The organism is Paenibacillus sp. FSL H7-0326 (genome assembly GCF_001955535.1).
In the GTDB taxonomy this organism is placed as follows: Bacteria; Bacillota; Bacilli; order Paenibacillales; family Paenibacillaceae; genus Paenibacillus; species Paenibacillus shunpengii.
Window position 1 is genome coordinate 19689 of sequence record NZ_MPVN01000003.1, and the last position, 17604, is coordinate 37292.

Annotated in this window: 17 protein-coding genes; 16 read left to right on the top strand and 1 reads right to left on the bottom strand. The window is 45.1% G+C overall.

Features of this window, described 5'->3' with window-relative positions:
- Positions 1–14: 14 nt before the first annotated feature.
- From BK126_RS16070 to BK126_RS16095, 6 genes are all read left to right on the top strand, one after another.
- Positions 15–1052, top strand: a complete 1038-nt coding sequence (locus tag BK126_RS16070) for a serine hydrolase domain-containing protein (RefSeq protein WP_076313584.1) — start codon at positions 15–17, stop codon at positions 1050–1052.
- 107 nt (positions 1053–1159) lie between these two features.
- Positions 1160–1684: a GrpB family protein gene (locus BK126_RS16075; RefSeq protein ID WP_179085555.1), complete on the top strand. Its 525-nt coding sequence runs from the start codon at positions 1160–1162 to the stop codon at positions 1682–1684.
- Positions 1685–1878: 194 nt separating this feature from the next.
- Positions 1879–2163 (top strand): HPr family phosphocarrier protein, encoded by a 285-nt coding sequence (locus BK126_RS16080; RefSeq protein ID WP_076314076.1) that lies wholly within the window; start codon positions 1879–1881, stop codon positions 2161–2163.
- Between the two features lie 271 nt (positions 2164–2434).
- Positions 2435–4651, top strand: a complete 2217-nt coding sequence (locus BK126_RS16085; RefSeq protein ID WP_076313586.1) for a bifunctional alpha,alpha-trehalose-phosphate synthase (UDP-forming)/trehalose-phosphatase — start codon at positions 2435–2437, stop codon at positions 4649–4651.
- Between the two features lie 13 nt (positions 4652–4664).
- Positions 4665–5543: a UTP--glucose-1-phosphate uridylyltransferase GalU gene (galU, locus tag BK126_RS16090; RefSeq protein ID WP_047910485.1), complete on the top strand. Its 879-nt coding sequence runs from the start codon at positions 4665–4667 to the stop codon at positions 5541–5543.
- 268 nt (positions 5544–5811) lie between these two features.
- Entirely contained in the window at positions 5812–6771 is a 960-nt protein-coding gene (locus tag BK126_RS16095; protein ID WP_076313587.1) for a phosphotransferase, read from the top strand.
- A gap of 78 nt (positions 6772–6849) precedes the next feature.
- On the opposite strand, the gene BK126_RS16100 is transcribed toward BK126_RS16095, so the two are convergent.
- Positions 6850–7398 (bottom strand): GNAT family N-acetyltransferase, encoded by a 549-nt coding sequence (locus BK126_RS16100; RefSeq protein WP_076313588.1) that lies wholly within the window; start codon positions 7396–7398, stop codon positions 6850–6852.
- Between the two features lie 334 nt (positions 7399–7732).
- Here BK126_RS16100 and BK126_RS16105 point away from each other — a divergent pair, with 334 nt between their 5' ends.
- The 10 genes from BK126_RS16105 (at position 7733) to BK126_RS16150 (ending at position 17604) form a co-directional block, all read left to right on the top strand.
- The gene (locus tag BK126_RS16105; RefSeq protein ID WP_076313589.1) at positions 7733–8611 is read left to right on the top strand and encodes a LysR family transcriptional regulator; all 879 of its coding nucleotides are present in this window, start codon (positions 7733–7735) and stop codon (positions 8609–8611) included.
- Between the two features lie 139 nt (positions 8612–8750).
- The gene (locus BK126_RS16110) at positions 8751–9584 is read left to right on the top strand and encodes a transporter substrate-binding domain-containing protein (RefSeq protein ID WP_076313590.1); all 834 of its coding nucleotides are present in this window, start codon (positions 8751–8753) and stop codon (positions 9582–9584) included.
- 32 nt (positions 9585–9616) lie between these two features.
- Positions 9617–10399, top strand: coding sequence for an amino acid ABC transporter permease (locus BK126_RS16115; RefSeq protein ID WP_076313591.1), 783 nt, complete (start codon positions 9617–9619; stop codon positions 10397–10399).
- Between the two features lie 3 nt (positions 10400–10402).
- On the top strand, positions 10403–11113 hold the full coding sequence (locus tag BK126_RS16120) for an amino acid ABC transporter permease (RefSeq protein WP_076313592.1): 711 nt from the start codon (positions 10403–10405) through the stop codon (positions 11111–11113).
- Positions 11110–11862, top strand: coding sequence for an amino acid ABC transporter ATP-binding protein (locus BK126_RS16125; RefSeq protein WP_076313593.1), 753 nt, complete (start codon positions 11110–11112; stop codon positions 11860–11862). Before BK126_RS16120 ends, BK126_RS16125 begins: the two co-directional genes overlap by 4 nt.
- Before the next feature lie 13 nt (positions 11863–11875).
- Positions 11876–12892, top strand: a complete 1017-nt coding sequence (locus BK126_RS16130; RefSeq protein ID WP_076313594.1) for an LLM class flavin-dependent oxidoreductase — start codon at positions 11876–11878, stop codon at positions 12890–12892.
- A gap of 43 nt (positions 12893–12935) precedes the next feature.
- Complete coding sequence (locus BK126_RS16135; RefSeq protein ID WP_076313595.1) at positions 12936–14093, top strand: amidohydrolase; 1158 nt, start codon at positions 12936–12938, stop codon at positions 14091–14093.
- A 61-nt stretch (positions 14094–14154) separates the two neighbouring features.
- Positions 14155–14631 carry a DinB family protein gene (locus BK126_RS16140; protein ID WP_076313596.1) on the top strand — a complete coding sequence of 159 codons (477 nt, stop codon included), beginning with the start codon at positions 14155–14157 and terminating at the stop codon, positions 14629–14631.
- A 26-nt stretch (positions 14632–14657) separates the two neighbouring features.
- Positions 14658–15986: an LLM class flavin-dependent oxidoreductase gene (locus BK126_RS16145; protein WP_076313597.1), complete on the top strand. Its 1329-nt coding sequence runs from the start codon at positions 14658–14660 to the stop codon at positions 15984–15986.
- A gap of 280 nt (positions 15987–16266) precedes the next feature.
- Positions 16267–17604: an LLM class flavin-dependent oxidoreductase gene (locus tag BK126_RS16150; protein WP_076313598.1), complete on the top strand. Its 1338-nt coding sequence runs from the start codon at positions 16267–16269 to the stop codon at positions 17602–17604.

Below are 17604 nucleotides of genomic sequence, written 5' to 3' on the forward strand. Positions count from 1 at the left end.
TGGAGGTATCAGGAGTGAGCCAGCAATTAAGTCAATTTGAACCCATGTATCGTTACATCGAACAGAAAGTGCAGGCTGGAGCATGGCCATCTGCTGTACTTGGCATCACAGATAAAGAGTATTCCATTGATCTACGGTCTTATGGCATTCATGATCATGGAACAAATATAGACGGTACAAGCACTTATCCGGTATTCTCCATTACGAAGCCTATGTTTGGATTAGCTATTATGCAATTATGGGAGCAGGGTTTACTTCATCCCTCCCAGCTTATATCTGAGCTGCTCCCTGAGTTCGGTGAGCAGGGGAAAGACAAGCTTGCCCTATGGCATTTGCTGACCCATACGTCAGGGCTGGATGAGTCCTATATGGCAAGGTGGGCACAAGGCAAGCTCGAAGCAGACGGTATGAATCATGCCAAGATCTTCACTTCTCTCGTATCCAGTACCTTGACAACTGCTCCTGGTATGGCAGTAAGCTATAACAATATTGCTTTTACCGTGCTTGCGGAGATCATCGAGCGTGTCAGCGGTATGACCTATGAAGACTATCTGAAGACACATATCTTTGATCCGCTGGGTATGAAGGATACCAGCTTTGGTGAACCAGGGGCAGATCAGTCCCGAATGGCACCTATAGGAAGCTTTGAAGCGATAGCGGGGCGAATGGACCAGCTGATGAGTGCTAAGCTGCCCTTTGGCGGCTTGATTAGTACAGCGGATGATCTGATGATCTTCGCGAAAGCCATGCTGAATGAAACGAAGTATGCGGAAGACAAGCGTCTTCTACAGCCGCTGACATTCAGGCAGATGGTTACACCGCAGACGCTTCATATTGACGAGGTCGAATCGGATTACGGATTTGTATGGAAAATGCCGGTACGTCACAAAGGGTACATCGAACGAGATATTTTTGGTCATAACGGCATAGGCGGCTGTATGGTCTGGATGTATCCGAAGCAAGGATATGCATTTGTGCTGATGACGGCGCAGCTGGCCAAAACGGTGGATAATATTCATGTGCATAATGTGTTTGCTTCTTGTCTTTCATAGAAAGTTTACTTTATTATGAAGTTATGATGTTATAAAGAAGCTAGAGTTAAACCAAAGCAGTCCGTTGTGGACTGCTTTGTTCTATCCTAATCTAGTAATAAGGGGGAATGATTGTGAAAGTAAATGTCGTCAATTATAACGAGTATTGGATTGAACTTTTTGAAGTAGAAGCAAAGAATCTGAAGGTCATATTGGGTGATCAACAGGTAGACATCCATCATATAGGCAGTACCTCAGTTCCTGGATTACGTGCCAAACCAATTATCGATATCATGCCTGTCGTGCACCGAATTGAACTTGTCGATACATATAATCCACAGATGGAGCGGCTAGGCTATGAATGTATGGGCGAGTTCGGAATGCCAGGTCGAAGATACTTTAGAAAAGGTGGGGATGATCGTACGCACCAAATTCATATTTTTGAAGCCGGTGATGTCAATGTAGCTCGTCACCTCGCATTTCGGGATTACTTGAGAACACATCCAGAAGATGCTGCGAAATATGCTTCATTAAAAACGGAATTAGCACAAAAATTTCCTAACGACATACAGTCCTATTCTTATGGGAAGGATGCATTGGTCAAAGAAATTGAAGCAAAAGCTCTTACTTGGTACGAGGGACAAAAATCTTAATCGGATAGGGTATAAAATGTAACCGTTTACCAAATGGTTAGTTTCGATTAGAATATAGCTTATAATCATTTTGAATACGCTTCATAATTGTGAAGCGCTTATGAATGAATAGAGGCTCTGTAAGCCTGTATCACCAAATCATTTGTATCTGCATAAAGCTATAGAACATAAAAGACAGACGAAGGGTGATGGATGTGAGGGTACATGAATTCATCGTGCAATCTGATTATGACCAGCAGGAACTCATTCAAATTTCGAATCTGGCATCAAGCTTTATCTCACAAATTATCATCACGTACACAGACCCTAATGACAATGAGCATGTGATTGATGTGAAGAGTCTGCTTGGTATGATCCTGCAGCCCATTAACGCGGGGACGAGGATTCGCTTGTCTACGAGAGGGAAGGATGAGCTCGAGGCGCTGGAAACGTTGATTGATTGCTTTAGCAGAGTACAAGGATTGGAAGCGGAGCATTAGCTTCATATCGGTTTTTATATAACATATAAAGAAAAAGGCCTGGAAACCCGATTTCCAGGTCTTTTTGCTGTGCTCGCTGCCCTAATTAAGCACTTGTCTATGGTTCGGAAAAAGACCGCCACAATCATGTTCATCCCTTACGCTTGAGTCATTTTCGTTGAAAGCGGGTATGAAAGTTACAGGTAACTTGCTTGGAAGAGCGCAATTTCAAGCAAAATCAAAATATATAATCTAGAAAATAGAGAGACTTTTACTGGAAAGGGGATCCACATTGAGTAAACTTATTTTTGTATCCAATCGTCTGCCTGTTACTGTCAAGAAGAACGAGTCCGAACTCACCTATAGTAAGAGTATTGGTGGTCTGGCAACGGGACTGAAGAGCTACCATGAGCAAGGAAACAGCGTTTGGGCCGGATGGCCGGGAATCTCCAGCAATGAGCTGTCTGATGTGGATCAAGCATCCATTAACACCGAACTGTCAGAGCAATACAACTGTCTTCCTATTTTTCTATCTGAGGAAGAGATCGATCAATATTATCATGGCTTCTGTAACGAAACGATCTGGCCTTTGTTTCATTACTTCACGAGCAATACGGAATACAGCATAGATACTTGGGAGGCCTATAAGCGAGTTAATCAGAAGTTTTTTGACGTACTGGATGAAGTCATTGAGCCCGATGATACGATATGGGTGCATGATTATCAGCTGATGCTGCTGCCGCAAATGATTCGAGAGAAATACCCGAATGCCAAAATCGGCTTTTTCCTCCACATTCCTTTCCCTTCTTTTGAAATATTCAGACTATTGATCTGGCGCAAAGAGATACTTCAGGGATTGCTTGGGGCTAATTTGATCGGCTTCCATACTTACGATTATGTCCGGCACTTCCTCAGTACCGTACGCAGAATACTCGGGGTGGAACACAGCTTGAACAAGCTCAGCTACGAGACACATACCGTGCAGGTTGAAGCTTTCCCAATGGGTATTGATTATGAATATTTCTCCAATACGGACACAGTGGAATTGTCGAGCGAACTGCAGGATTTTGTAGAAAGCACACGCACCATCCAGAACATCTTGTCTATTGACCGGCTGGATTATACCAAGGGCATTCCTGACCGAATCAAAGCCTTTAAGCGGTTCTTGACGAAATATCCGGAATATCACGAGAAGGTTCGTCTGAATCTGATTGTTGCACCGTCACGAGTGGAAGTGGAAACCTATGACACGTTAAAAAAACATATCGAAGTGCTCGTCAGTGAAGTCAACGGTCAGTTCGGTACGGTCAACTGGATGCCGATATGGTTCTTCTTCCGAACGTTCAGCCAGGACGATCTGATCGCCTTCTATCGCCATAGTGATGTGCTTCTGGTCACTCCGCTTCGAGACGGTATGAACCTGGTAGCGAAGGAATATATTGCTTCCCGCAATGATTACAAGGGCATGCTGGTGATGAGTGAAACAGCGGGCGCGGCGAGTGAGCTGGGCGAAGCGGTTATCGTCAATGCGAATGATCACGGTGCCATTGCAGAAGGACTTAAGACCGCGCTTGATATGCCGGATCATGAGAAGATTGAGCGTAATAAAATGATGCATCATCGTCTATCCAGATACAATATTAACTTCTGGGCAGATGAATTTATTACAGCTCTGGGGAATAGCGAAACAGGGGTCCTGCAAACGAAGCCTTTGGTTGATGTCTCTGATTCTTCGGTGATAAAAACCGCCTATACGGATGCAGAGCGGCGCCTGATCCTTCTGGATTATGATGGAACGCTTGTCGGCTTCAAGCCGACGCCGGATCAAGCCAAGCCGGATGAGGAGCTAAGGCAGCTGCTGGCTGGTTTATCACAGGATCCGAAGAATACAGTCGTTATTATTACCGGCAGAGATCGCGGCGTTATCGAAAAATGGCTCGGAGATCTGAATCTCCATTTGATCGCCTCCCATGGATTGTGGTTTAAGCAAGCTGGAGGGGAATGGATCAAGACCATTAATGTCGATAATGATTGGAAGGATAAAATTCGCCACATTCTCGAAATGTATACAGATCGGATGCCAGGCTCGTTAATTGAGGAGAAGGAATATTCCCTGGCTTGGCACTATAGGCAGTGTGAGCCTGATGTCATCGCACTCAAACGGGATGAGCTTAGAGAAGCATTGATATCCATTACGCAGTCCATGAGCCTTGGTGTACTTGAAGGAAATAAAGTGCTCGAGGTGAAGGACAGCCGAATCAATAAGGGACACGGGGTTCATTTGCTGACACGGGCAGAGGCCTTTGATTTTATTATTGGTGCGGGTGATGATTATACAGATGAAGATATGTTTAATGCACTTCCCGAAGAAGCATTCTCTATTAAGATTGGCTCCGGGAACACAAATGCCAAATATCAGCTGAAGACCAACAAGGAATTCAGAACTCTGCTTAAAAAGCTTGAGGAACTAAGTGACACAGCTAAGCCGCATCCACAACAGCAGCAATGAGGAGGAGAACAACATGAAAATTCGTAAAGCGATTATACCGGCAGCAGGTATGGGAACTCGCTTCCTGCCGGCAACAAAAGCAATGCCCAAGGAAATGCTCCCGATTGTCGATAAACCGACGATTCAATATATTGTAGAGGAAGCTGTTGCTTCCGGTATTGAGGATATTATCATTGTAACAGGGAAGAGCAAACGGGCCATTGAAGATCATTTCGACAATTCGTTTGAGCTAGAGTATAATCTGGCTGAGCAGCATAAATGGAAACTGCTGGATGAAGTGCGCAAATCGTCTGAAATGGCAGACATTCACTACATCCGCCAAGGTGAACCACTTGGACTCGGTCATGCGATATGGTGTGCCCGTAAATTTGTCGGCAATGAACCCTTTGCCGTAATGCTTGGGGACGACATTGTAGAGTCCAAGGTGCCATGTCTCAAGCAGATGATGGACATATACGAGAAGCATGAATCTTCCATTGTCGGCGTACAGCCGGTGCCTTGGGAGCAGGTCTCGCGATATGGTCTCGTCGATGGTGAAGAACTGTCAGAGCGAGTATACAAGGCGAATCGTTTTGTAGAGAAACCGAAGCGTGAGGATGCACCGTCCAATCTGGCCATTCTTGGCCGTTATATTTTGACGCCTCGTATTTTCGATATTCTGGGTGAAACTCCAGCCGGGGTTGGCGGGGAGATCCAGCTGACCGATGCGCTCGCTAAATTAGGACTTGAAGAGGATCTGATCGCGTATCACTTCGATGGTACTCGTCACGATGTAGGCGAGAAGCTGGGCTTCATTCAAACGACCATTCATTATGCCATGCAGAATGAAGAATTGAAGGATGACCTCGCGGTTTATTTGAAGAAGGTGCTTGAGCAGCGTGAATTGGTTTAAGGGCTCGTCTTCTTTTTATGACCTGTACATGAATTGTGCACAGTAATGGCATGAAAATCAGTGGTATTGTTTTATAACCCATACAACACATAAAGCGTCTTATTGCTGCTTCAATCCTACACATGCCTTTACAAGGAAAATAGGGGGAGGTTAAGCAATAAGGCGTTTTTTAATGAATGTAAAATGAACTGGAAACACCCCACAATCCTAAGAAATAAACTATACTTGATGCTACAGTCACATTTGATCGGAACGGGGGATTTAACGCATGAAAGAATTATTAAAATTTGAGGAATGGCACCTACCTGAGGGAGTGTCTACACATGGTCTAGTTGTCAACGCCCGTGAATTGCTGCATGTTGGCCTTGAAGGCAGAAGGGTAGAGCGCTTAACAGGTGAATCTTCTGAAAGCTACATATTAAAGCAACTTCCTCTCGAAGGAGTGAATACAGGAGAAAGCTGGGCTTATGCAAAAGTATTGCCTCATCTCCCTGTCATGTATCCTCGACTGATTGCCCAATCGAAAGATCGTACGCAGGAGACACCATGGCTTCTCTTTGAGGATATGGGAACGATACATCACGAAGTAGATGAGTCTATGCTTATACAGATTGCTGAATGGATGGCGTTATGGCATGCTGTGCCGCTCGATCCTTACCCGGAGTTATCACGTTCTGGTCAGAAGCCGGGATATGATGCGATTGTGACTGATTTATCGGCAAAAAGAAGTGTAATAAGTAGGCTCTTAAAGTCGCTAGGTTATGAAAAGAATGAAGTGAATGCTTTCTATGATAAGCTGGAGCGATTGTCTTTCTCCGATGTAGAAGTGTATTCTCATGGTGATTTGCATCCTGGCAATTATGGAAGGACATCCTCTGGCAGAATTGTGGTGCTCGATTGGGAGCACAATCATCGGAATTCACCCTTGTGGGACTTGTATCATATGCTTGATATGTCACATCCGCTGTATCCAAGAATGCCTGACGTACTCATTCGTGACAAGGTGCTGGATGCTTACCTTGAATTCTCTCAAGCGCATGGAAGGCTTTATGATAAAGAACCGTTCAAAAAAGATTATATGCTGTTCGCAGCAGCCTTTTCCTTGTGGATGCTTACCCTGATAGATCATGATTTGCAGGACCCAGGGAGCATCTGGCCGCAGGATAGCTTGAGGAGACAGAGGGAAGAAACATGGAAGACAATCATCGATATAATTGAAACATTCTGAATTAAATTCGAGCCATATTAATTTATCATTCGTACAAAAAAACCTAACAAATATGTTAGGTTTTATCTATTATTTCTTTTATGAAAAATGCAATCTCTCTCCCAAAAGCGATGCTGCCTCGATCCGGTAACCTTTGACTAGTGTGTCTCCATTCCAAATGTCGGTATCAAATGCACGTTTAAATCCCAGCCTTTCATACAGCTTTACAGCGGAAGCCATCATATCCGAGGTATGTAAATTTAGTGTGGATGCTCCCAGCTGAATCGACCTGCGGGCAGCTTCTTGAATGAGGAGGGTAGCAATTCCAAGACCTCGTGCCGCAGGGGAGACGGCTAACAATCTAATAATTGGAGAATGTATTCCCATTTCAGGTTTTCCATAGGCCGATTCTGAAGAATGAAACATTTGTACACTGCCAACGATGTTCCCTTCAGTTAATGCGATCAAACGTGCAACAGGAGCACTCCCGTATACAGAAGCCTTAATCGATTCACGATATTCTTCCCATCGGTCCGGAGGCATCGTGAGGGCATACTGCCCATAGGCTTCTACCATGACTTCAGCAATCATATCGGCTTCCCATTCCTCAGCATCACGGATGATGACATTTTGTACGTTGGAACTCATTGATGTCACTCCTTATTAAAAAAGTATACGCAAATGATAAAGTGAGATTAGTATACAATTAAATACCAACTAAACATATAGGAAAATAAAAATATTAATATTCTAATAAAAAAAATCTATATGTAAGAACTTAAATTTTCACTTGTATTACATTCGGATATGTCTTCATGATAGGAACTGGAGATAATCCTTTTAATTTGCATAAAAGAATAAATAAGGATTGACAACGATATGTTGACTACCTAAGATAAGAATAATTTATAGGACTCTTACACGCTTAAAACCTTCTATATTCATAGGAATAATATGCTTTATATTATTGGAGGTGCTCATATTGAATATCGAGAACATCGAGGCATTTGTTTACATTAACCACTATGGCAGTTTTAACAAGGCAGCGGACGTTCTTTTTCTAACTCAACCTACAGTGACAGCACGAATTCAATCACTCGAACGTGAACTTGACTGCAAAGTATTTGACCGGCACGGTAAGCAAATCCTGTTAACAGAGAAAGGAAGACAGTTCCTCCCTTATGCTCAGCAGATCGTGCAAACCTTTCAAAAAGGAAAACATCACCTTCAGTCCAAAAAAACAATGTCCAATGAGCTGCGAATCGGCAGCACGGTTTCTGTCTCCAATTATTTAATGCCAGATCTCTTGATGGTGTTGAATTATCGGTTTCCGGACGTAAGATTTAAATTGTTTACCAATACGACAGATGAGCTTATCAATAAACTGATCGCTAAGGAGTTAGACTTGGCCTTTGTTCGTAAAATAGTGAATCCAGCCTTTCAGTCATTCCCATTCTATGAAGATCCCATTCGTCTCTATGTGTATAAGGAACACCCCCTTGCCTCCGAAGGAACAGCCTCAATTCGCAGCATCCGGCACGAACCTTTAATTTTTTTTGAATGCGGATCTTTGGATTGGTTAAGGATACACCGCGTGTTTGAGAGCTTGGAGCAGCCACCGAACATTGTGTTTCAAGCAGATAATCTAGAAACGGCAAAGAAGCTTGTTATAAGAAAAGCAGGAATCTGCTTCCTTCCTGAGTTGTGTGCTAGGCAGGAAATGCAGGAAGGCACGCTCGTGCCTGTCGACATTATCGAAACAGCTGGGATCTCGTTGCAAACGAATTTGATTTCGTTAACTGGTGAAAATAGCCTATTTGTAGAATCCTTGCTCGAACGGGTCGCCGAGCTGTCTTATTGATGAATTTCATAAAAGAATAGAAAAACTCTATTAGACGCCGCTGCATAATCACGGTAAAGTTAATGACTATAACAATCCTTACTAAATACATAGGGATTATAGTAAATGAAAAAGAGATGTAATGAGAGGGGATAGGGTCATGAGGAAATCCTGGGGTTTCACATTTGCTATTCTGCTGGCTGGAGTTATTGCTGGATGCGGTGCAGATTCAAACAGCGGGGCTCAATCAAACGAAACAGCAGCGAGTGGGAATGAAGCACAAGTTAAAAAGATTATTGTAGGAACAGGAACAGGATTTCCGCAAATCTGCTTCATAGACGAAAACGGAAAATTGACGGGTTTTGACGTCGAGCTCGTTCGTGAAATCGATGAACGGTTACCTGGATACGAGTTTGAATTCCAAACTCAGGAATTTTCCAATCTGCTGCTCAGTCTGGAGACAAAAAAAGTGGATCTAGTCGCCCACCAGATGGAGAAAAACCCGGAGAGAGAAGAGAAGTATTTGTTTAATAAAGAGGCTTACGCGCATTGGAGAAATAAAATTATTGTGTCGAAGGACAACAAGGAGCCGATTCAATCGCTTGATGATTTGAAAGGGAAGAAGGTTCTGACTTCAGCGACCAGTGCCGCAGCACAGATCTTAGAGAATTACAACAAAGACAATAACAATGCGATTAATATCGTTTATCAGAATGGGGCCGCAAACGATACCGTAAGTCAGATAACAACGGGCCGAGTCGATGCAACGATAGGGGAGGATTTCACCCTCTCGCTCATCGATCCTCAAAGCAAGCTGAAAACAATCGGGGAAGAGCTGTCCAAAGCGGACATACTGTTCGTATTCCGGAAAGATGATGCTGAAGGACAACAGCTAGCGGATGCGATTGACGGGGTTATTAAGGAATTAAAGTCGGACGGTACCTTGTCGGAACTCAGCAAGGAATGGCTTGGCGAAGACTTTACGACAGAGTAAGGACTGTACAATCATAGGAAGGAGGACTGCCGATGGGTGCTCCGTTTGATTTCTCATTTATTATTGATTTCCTGCCCAAATTACTGTCAACGCTGGGTATCACCCTAATGATTGTGACAGGCTCACTTCTCATCGGTATAATCGTCGGCTTCCTTATTGCCCTTCCTCGTCTCTACCAGTTACCGGTGCTTCAAACCTGTTCCAAAGTGTACATTTCATTTTTTCGGGGCACACCGATTCTGATTCAGCTATTTTTATTTTATTACGGTCTTCCTGAGCTGCTCATGCTCATCCAAATCGATATGACCCGCGCTCCTGTACTTGTATTTGTCATTCTAACATACGGACTTCATACAGGAGCTTACATGTCAGAGATGATCAGGGCAGCGGTTACTGCCGTAGATAGAGGACAAATAGAGGCAGCCTACGCAATAGGAATGAAAGGACATCAAGTTTTTCGTCGAATCGTCTTTCCACAGGCGCTGGCCATTGCTGTACCTGTGTTCTCGAATACAGTTATTGCACTCTTAAAGGATACCTCGCTTGCATTTACACTGGGGGTAATGGAAATGACCGGTAAGGCACAAACCTTGGGGTCGATTACCCAGCACTTTATCGAGGCATATATTGCTCTTGCTCTCATTTATCTTGTGGTCAGCATGACGCTTGAGAAAACTCTGCTGGCTGCAGAGCATCGGCTATTGCGGCATGAGCTGCCTGATGCGGAAGTTCGGAGTAAATTCCGTCTTCTAGGAAGAAGGCGTCTCTCAGGGAGTCTCACCGCAAGCGGCGGAATGAAGAAAAGGGGGGCATAAACGGTGAAGATTGATCCTTCCTTCATATGGACTGCATTCACTCTATTGTTATCTGCCATTCCGACGACACTTGTCATTACCGCAGTTTCGGTAATCGCCGGTTTTGTTATCGGTGTCATTGTGGCATTTGTTCGAATCTATAAAGTCCCCGTGTTAAGCCATTTGGCGGGAGCCTATGTCACCTTCATTCGCGGAACGCCAATGCTTACCCATCTGCTTCTAATCTATTTCGGGCTGCCCGTGATCATCGATTGGGTTTCTGCGCAGCTCGGCTGGGGCTTTAAATCTTCCTCCCTGCCCATGATCGGATTTGCCTTCGTTTCTTTCTCAATAACTGCAGGTGCCTACATGTCAGAAGTGGTGCGATCCGGACTCCTTGCGGTTAACCGCGGACAGCTGGAAGCGGCCTATTCCATAGGAATGACCATGATGCAGGGCTTGAGAAGAATTGTATTCCCTCAGGCACTAGCGGTCAGTCTGCCGAATCTATCCAACTCAGTAATTGGCATGCTTCATGGCTCGACTCTTGCCTTTACCGTATCGGTCGTAGATATTAACGCGAAGGCTCAGATCGTAGCATCGACAAACTGGAAGTATTTTGAGGCTTACTTGGCGGCTGCACTGATTTTTTGGGGACTGACACTACTGATCGAGCGAATGACAGCGATACTTGAGAAAAGATTAAATCTGCATAATCGAGGTGGAGCCTTATGATCAAACTGTCGAACATATCCAAGTCCTTTGGGCAAAATCAAGTGCTGAAATCCGTGGATATGACAGTAAACAAAGGGGAGGTTGTCGTCATTCTTGGTCCGAGCGGCTCCGGTAAAACGACGCTGTTGCGCTGCCTGAATTATTTGGAGAAACCCAATAGCGGAGAAATTGTGATAGGTGATTACCGAGTAGACTGCAAGCATACAACGAAGAAGGAAATCCATGCGCTGCGGCAAAAATCAGCCATGGTGTTTCAGCAATACAATTTATTTAAGCATAAGACAGCACTAGATAATGTCATGGAAGGTCTCGTTATCGTTAAAAAGATGCCAAAAGAAGAAGCGAAAGCACGCAGTGTCGCTTTACTAGAAAAGGTGGGTCTGGGGGAGAAACTGGATTCCTATCCAAGCCAGCTATCAGGTGGTCAGCAGCAGCGAGTCGGTATTGCGAGGGCGCTGGCATTAGAACCCGAGGTCATTCTATTCGATGAACCGACATCAGCACTTGATCCTGAGCTCGTAGGAGAGGTTCTGACTGTAATCCGCAACATTGCGAAGGAAGGGATTACGATGATCGTTGTCACACATGAAATGGGTTTTGCAAGAGATGTGGCAAATCATGTTGTGTTTATGGATGGTGGAATGATCGTCGAGGAAGGCACGCCTGAGCAGATATTTCATCATCCACAAGAGGATCGGACGAAGCAATTTTTGAAACGGATCACGCCTGAACTCAATTACGTCATTTAGGAGGAAGAAAGGCATGGCAATTACAATAAGCGTTCTTGATCAAAGTCCCATTTACCCTGGAGAGACAGCAGTCCATGCATTTGCACACACGGTTCAGCTCGCTCAAAAATCAGAAGAACTCGGTTTTAAACGTTTCTGGGTATCTGAGCATCATGATTCGGATACCGTAGCCGGCTCCTCTCCAGAGGTCCTTATCTCTTACTTGCTGGCAAAAACCAATCATATTCGAATCGGCTCGGGAGGTATTATGCTTCAGCACTATAGTCCGTATAAAGTGGCAGAGAACTTTAATGTGCTTGCTTCACTGGCTCCGGGACGGGTTGATCTTGGTATAGGACGCGCGCCGGGCGGCTTACCCCGCAGTACTCAGGCATTACAGCAAGGAGTACAGCAGCAGGCAACACTAACCGACAAGATTGTGGAGCTGGAGAAATATGTGTATAACCGACTGGAAGAACAGCATCCTTTATCGGGATTGCGTGCAGCTCCATTGACCGAAACGCCTCCTGAATTGTACATTCTCGGGGCCAGCACGGGCAGTGCAGAAATTGCTGCAAAGCTGGGCCTTCCATACGTATTCTCCTTATTTATAAACGGTGACGAAAATATTGCGCTAGAAGCGATACGAACCTATCGCAATTTCTTTGACTATTCCCATGGCGCTACACCTCAAATCATTGTAGCTGTATCCGTTATTGTAGCTGACACGCACCAGGAGGCCGAGGCCCTTGCAGGAACGCATAAGCTTGTTAAAATTCATCTGGCCAGCGGCAAGACGCTGACTCTTGGCACACTCGAACAAGCGGAGGAATTCGGAAGGCAAGCTGGTGAATCCTATACGATTGAAGAACAAGAGCCAGCCATTATCAAAGGAACAAAAGAAACCGTGCGGGATAAATTACTCGAACTGGAAGAGCGTTCAGGAATAAGCGAATTTATAATAACCAGCAACATACAACCGTTTGATAAGCGCGTTCATTCCTACGAGCTGCTGAGTGAAGCACTCTCCGAGGTTAAGACAGAAGTCTGATTTGAGGCCGTAAATACCGTTTTCTTACAGGAGGACAACTAGGGTGACGAAGCAGAATGAATCACTCCGCGTTACAGCGGACCGGATTGTAGATATTCGTCGTGAGCTGCACCGATATCCAGAGCTTTCAAATGAAGAATTCGAAACGACCGCTCGTATTCGGGGATGGCTTGAAGAGGCGCAGATTCGTATTCTTGATTACTCACTTTCAACGGGTATCATTGCAGAAATAGGAGACGCACAGAAAGGACCGATTATTGCCCTGCGTGCAGATATTGATGCACTTCCCATTCAGGAAGAAACGGGGCTTTCTTATGCTTCCTTGTATCCAGGCAGGATGCATGCTTGCGGGCATGATTTTCATACGGCTGCATTAATAGGGACAGCCTATGCACTCAAAGAGAAGGAGCATCTGCTAAAGGGAAGAGTCAGACTCATATTTCAGCCTGCTGAAGAAAAAGCGAAAGGAGCTCAGCAGATCATTAACAGCGGAGCACTTGAAGGGGTACAGGCGATATTCGGCATGCACAATAAACCGGATCTTCCCGTCGGCACGATTGGAATTAAAGAGGGACCACTCATGGCTGCTGCAGACGGATTTATTGTGGAGATCGCTGGAAAAGGATCACATGCTGCTGTTCCTGAAGCCGGAATTGATCCGATCGTCACAGCATCTCATATCATTACCGCATTGCAAGCCATTGTCAGCAGGAATGTGAGCTCTTTGAAGAGTGCCGTGATCAGCGTCACCAAACTGCACAGTGGCACAACGTGGAATGTCATTCCCGACAAGGCGCTGCTTGAAGGGACGATTCGCACTTTTGATGAGGAAGTGAGAGGGGATGTACTTCATCGGTTTAGTCAGGTCGTTGATGGAGTTGCGGCAGCCTTTGGAACGACAGCAACGGTCCGTTGGATTGAAGGACCTCCTCCTGTAAACAACGATCCTATACTCGCGAAGCTTGGCACAGCAGCAGCTGCAGCAGCTGAATATATGACGGTAGTTCCTGTACCATCCCCCGCAGGCGAAGACTTTGCAGTATATCAGCAGCACATACCTGGATTATTCGTCTTTATGGGAACATCAGGCCTTCACGAATGGCATCACCCTTCCTTTGATTTGGATGAACAGTCCATCCCTGTCAGCATTGGTTTTTTCACTGCACTGGCAGAGCTTGCACTTGAACATTATGCGGAGTAAGCAGATTCGTTTTCTTTAAGTCTCGTAATCATTTGATAAAAAAATGTAGGAGGAGATTTATGTGAGTAACGTTAATATTGAAGCTTTCTTAAATACATCCCATCAGCTGCAAACCGCCATTGCTGGCCTTGAGGAAAGTGAGCTCAAGTGGAAACAGGCTCCGGAAATATGGAGTGTCCAAGAGGTCATTTCTCACCTGGTTGATCACAGCATTGTCGTCTCATTTCGAATTAGAGATATTCTAGCGGGGACCAAGGTTCAGCTTCCGGCCTTTAATCAGGATGCTTGGGTCAGTGGTCAATACTCCAATGAGGGAAACTTGTCCGATATTTTGATAACATTCGAAGCCCTGCTCTATTACAACGGTCTGCTTATTCGTCGGTTAAACAGCACGGATTTGGCGAAAACGGGGATTAACCCCAAAGGGGAGAATGTTAGTATATCACAGATTATTGCAGGCTTTACGAATCATCTTCAGAACCATTTGGGTCAAATCGAACGGATCCAACAAGCGAAGGCCGCTCAGGCAATTCATTAATCGAATTCAGATAAGGAGGATGTAAGATGGTTAAACGACGTCAATTAAAGCTTGGGGCATTGCTTCACGGAGTAGGAGGGGGGACCTCCATGTGGCGTCACCCAGACGCACAAGCGGATGCAAGCGTAAATATCGATCTATACAAACAATGGGTCCAAAAAGCAGAAGAAGGAAAGCTAGATTTGATCTTTATAGCAGATGGCTTGTATATCAATGAGAAATCCATTCCACACTTTTTGAATCGGTTTGAGCCGATTACAATATTAAGCGCGCTTGCTACTGCCAGCAAGAACATCGGTCTTGTCGGTACTTTGTCGACTTCCTACAGCGAGCCCTTTACCGTTGCCCGCCAGTTTGCTTCCCTGGATCATATTAGCGGAGGCCGGGCAGGCTGGAATATCGTCACTTCTCCTCTTGAAGGCTCTGCCTTGAATTACGGCAAGAAAGAGCATCCTGATCATGACAAGAGATATCGGATTGCGACTGAATACCTTGAAGTCACTCGTGGTCTGTGGGACTCATGGGAAGATGACGCTTTTGTTAGAGATAAGGAGACCGGAGTATTCTTCGACCCGGAGAAAATGCACACCTTGAACCATGAAGGTGAATTCTTCTCCGTAAAAGGTCCGCTGAATATTGCCCGTTCCAAGCAAGGACAGCCTGTTATCTTCCAAGCAGGTTCATCTGAGGTGGGGAAAAATTATGCGGCTAAAGAAGCTGACGCTGTGTTTACAGGTCATGAAAAGCTTGCGGATGCGGTTAGCTTCTACCAGGATGTCAAATCTCGTGCTGCTTCATTTGGACGCAGCCCGGACAGCATTCTTATATTTCCGGGGATTAGCCCGATTATAGGAAGCACACCGGAGGAAGCCGAGCAGAAGTATCAGGAAGTGGCCGGTCTAGTCACGATTGAGAATGCACTAAACTATTTGGGAAGATTTTTTGAGCATCATGATTTTTCGCAGTACCCGCTTGATGAACCTTTTCCTGAACTAGGTGACCTCGGCAAGAACAGCTTCCAAAGCGGCACAGATAAAATAAAGAAGGATGCGAAGGAAAAAGGCCTTACGCTGAGAGAAGTTGCTCTGCAGTCTGCTACTCCTCGCGGCGGTTTTATTGGCACCGCGGAACAGGTAGCGGACAAGATCCAGGAATGGTTCGAAGCAGGTGCAGCCGACGGTTTTATGATCACTGCTGCCGTCCCTCGCGGGCTCGAGGATTTTGTTGAACAGGTCGTGCCGATTCTTCAAGAAAGAGGAATCTTCAGAACCGAGTACGAGAGCGACACACTGCGTGGGAATCTTGGACTTTCCGTTCCTGAGAATCGTCATGCGAAAGCCAAGGCTGTCCGTTAACTCAAGTTCTTCTCTACTATAATAATAACTTTAATACTGCTTACCCAAAGACCACGGTCTATATTGCTGGATCGCGGTTTTTGGTTTGCACTTCTCGATAGCTCAACAAAAGACATGCCTTAATAGAGTTTGAAAATACATGAATAGAACTTCTCTATATGATCTTGTTCTGAAATAAGCAAGATGATAGAGTTTTCCATACATTAAGTCCTAGTATACTGATGGGAAAAATAAGATCGTCCACAAATGTCTTGAAAATAATATATTGGGGTGATTTTGAGTGGGTAAAAACAAACAGCTGCGTCTTGGTGCCTCCATTCATGGAGTAGGAAGTAGTCATACGGCGTGGAGACATCCGGACATTCCTGCGGATGCCAGTGTGAATCTTTCATTCTATACCCGTCAGGCACAAAAGGCGGAAGAAGGGAAATTTGACTTTGTATTTATAGCTGATGGTCTTTACATCAATGACAAATCAATCCCTCACTTTCTCAATCGGTTTGAGCCAATTACGATTCTATCTGCTTTGTCATCCGTTACTTCCCATATCGGTGTTGTGGGAACTCTTTCTACCTCATACAGTGAGCCTTTTACAGTTGCAAGACAATTTGCATCACTTGATCATATCAGCAAAGGACGTGCAGGATGGAATGTAGTCACCACTCCTTTGGAAGGTACAGCATTAAATTACGGCGGGCGTTCTCACCCATCCCATTCGGAGCGTTACCAAATCGCAGAAGAATTTCTGGAGGTTGTTAAAGGCGTGTGGGATTCCTGGAAGGATGATGCCTTTATCCGTGATAAGGAGAGCGGAACATTCTTTAATCCTCTAAAAATGCACCGATTTGACCATGAAGGCAGCTATTTCTCAGTACAAGGACCGCTTAATATTGCAAGATCAACCCAAGGCTTGCCTGTTGTATTTCAAGCGGGATCGTCAGACAGTGGACGTAATTTAGCGGCAAAAACAGCGGATGCCGTATTTACGGGTCCGGATACAATTGAAGAGGCAAAGCAGTTCTACAAAGATGTGAAACAGCGTGCTGCTGCGTATGGTCGATCTCCAGATGAAATTTTGATATTGCCTGGCATTGGGCCTATTGTTGGTTCAACCGAAGAGGAGGCCGAACAAAAGTATCGGGAGATCGCGGAACTGGTTACTCCAGAAAAAGCACTTCAGTATCTAGGTCGTTATTTCGATCATCACGATTTCTCTCAATATTCTCTTGATGAGCCGTTTCCTGAGCTCGGGGATTTCGGCTCGAACAGTTTCCGCAGCACGACAGACCGTATTAAGCAAAGAGCGAAAGAAGATAATTTAACCCTTCGCCAGGTTGCATTGCAAGAAGCTACGCCAAGAACGGCTTTTATCGGAACACCGGCGAAGGTGGCCGATCTTGTACAGCAGTGGTTTGAAGAAGAAGCCGCGGACGGCTTCATCATCGGGTCAAGCGTGCCGGGAGGTCTTGATGATTTCGTTGAGCAGGTTGTACCTATTCTGAGAGACAGGGGTTTGTTCCGAACCGATTATGAGGAAGATACCTTACGGGGAAATTTGGGCATACCCATCCCAGTAAATCGATATGCGAAACAGAAGGATACTGCGATTAACGGATAA

Bases quoted from the DNA above. Each gene is read 5' to 3' on its own strand.
- BK126_RS16075 (WP_179085555.1), top strand. From the start codon at position 1,160: ATGATTGTGAAAGTAAATGTCGTCAATTATAACGAGTATTGGATTGAA.
- galU (WP_047910485.1), top strand. From the start codon at position 4,665: ATGAAAATTCGTAAAGCGATTATACCGGCAGCAGGTATGGGAACTCGC.
- BK126_RS16095 (WP_076313587.1), top strand. From the start codon at position 5,812: ATGAAAGAATTATTAAAATTTGAGGAATGGCACCTACCTGAGGGAGTG.
- BK126_RS16100 (WP_076313588.1), bottom strand. From the start codon at position 7,398: ATGAGTTCCAACGTACAAAATGTCATCATCCGTGATGCTGAGGAATGG.
- BK126_RS16110 (WP_076313590.1), top strand. From the start codon at position 8,751: ATGAGGAAATCCTGGGGTTTCACATTTGCTATTCTGCTGGCTGGAGTT.
- BK126_RS16115 (WP_076313591.1), top strand. From the start codon at position 9,617: ATGGGTGCTCCGTTTGATTTCTCATTTATTATTGATTTCCTGCCCAAA.
- BK126_RS16125 (WP_076313593.1), top strand. From the start codon at position 11,110: ATGATCAAACTGTCGAACATATCCAAGTCCTTTGGGCAAAATCAAGTG.
- BK126_RS16130 (WP_076313594.1), top strand. From the start codon at position 11,876: ATGGCAATTACAATAAGCGTTCTTGATCAAAGTCCCATTTACCCTGGA.
- BK126_RS16145 (WP_076313597.1), top strand. From the start codon at position 14,658: ATGGTTAAACGACGTCAATTAAAGCTTGGGGCATTGCTTCACGGAGTA.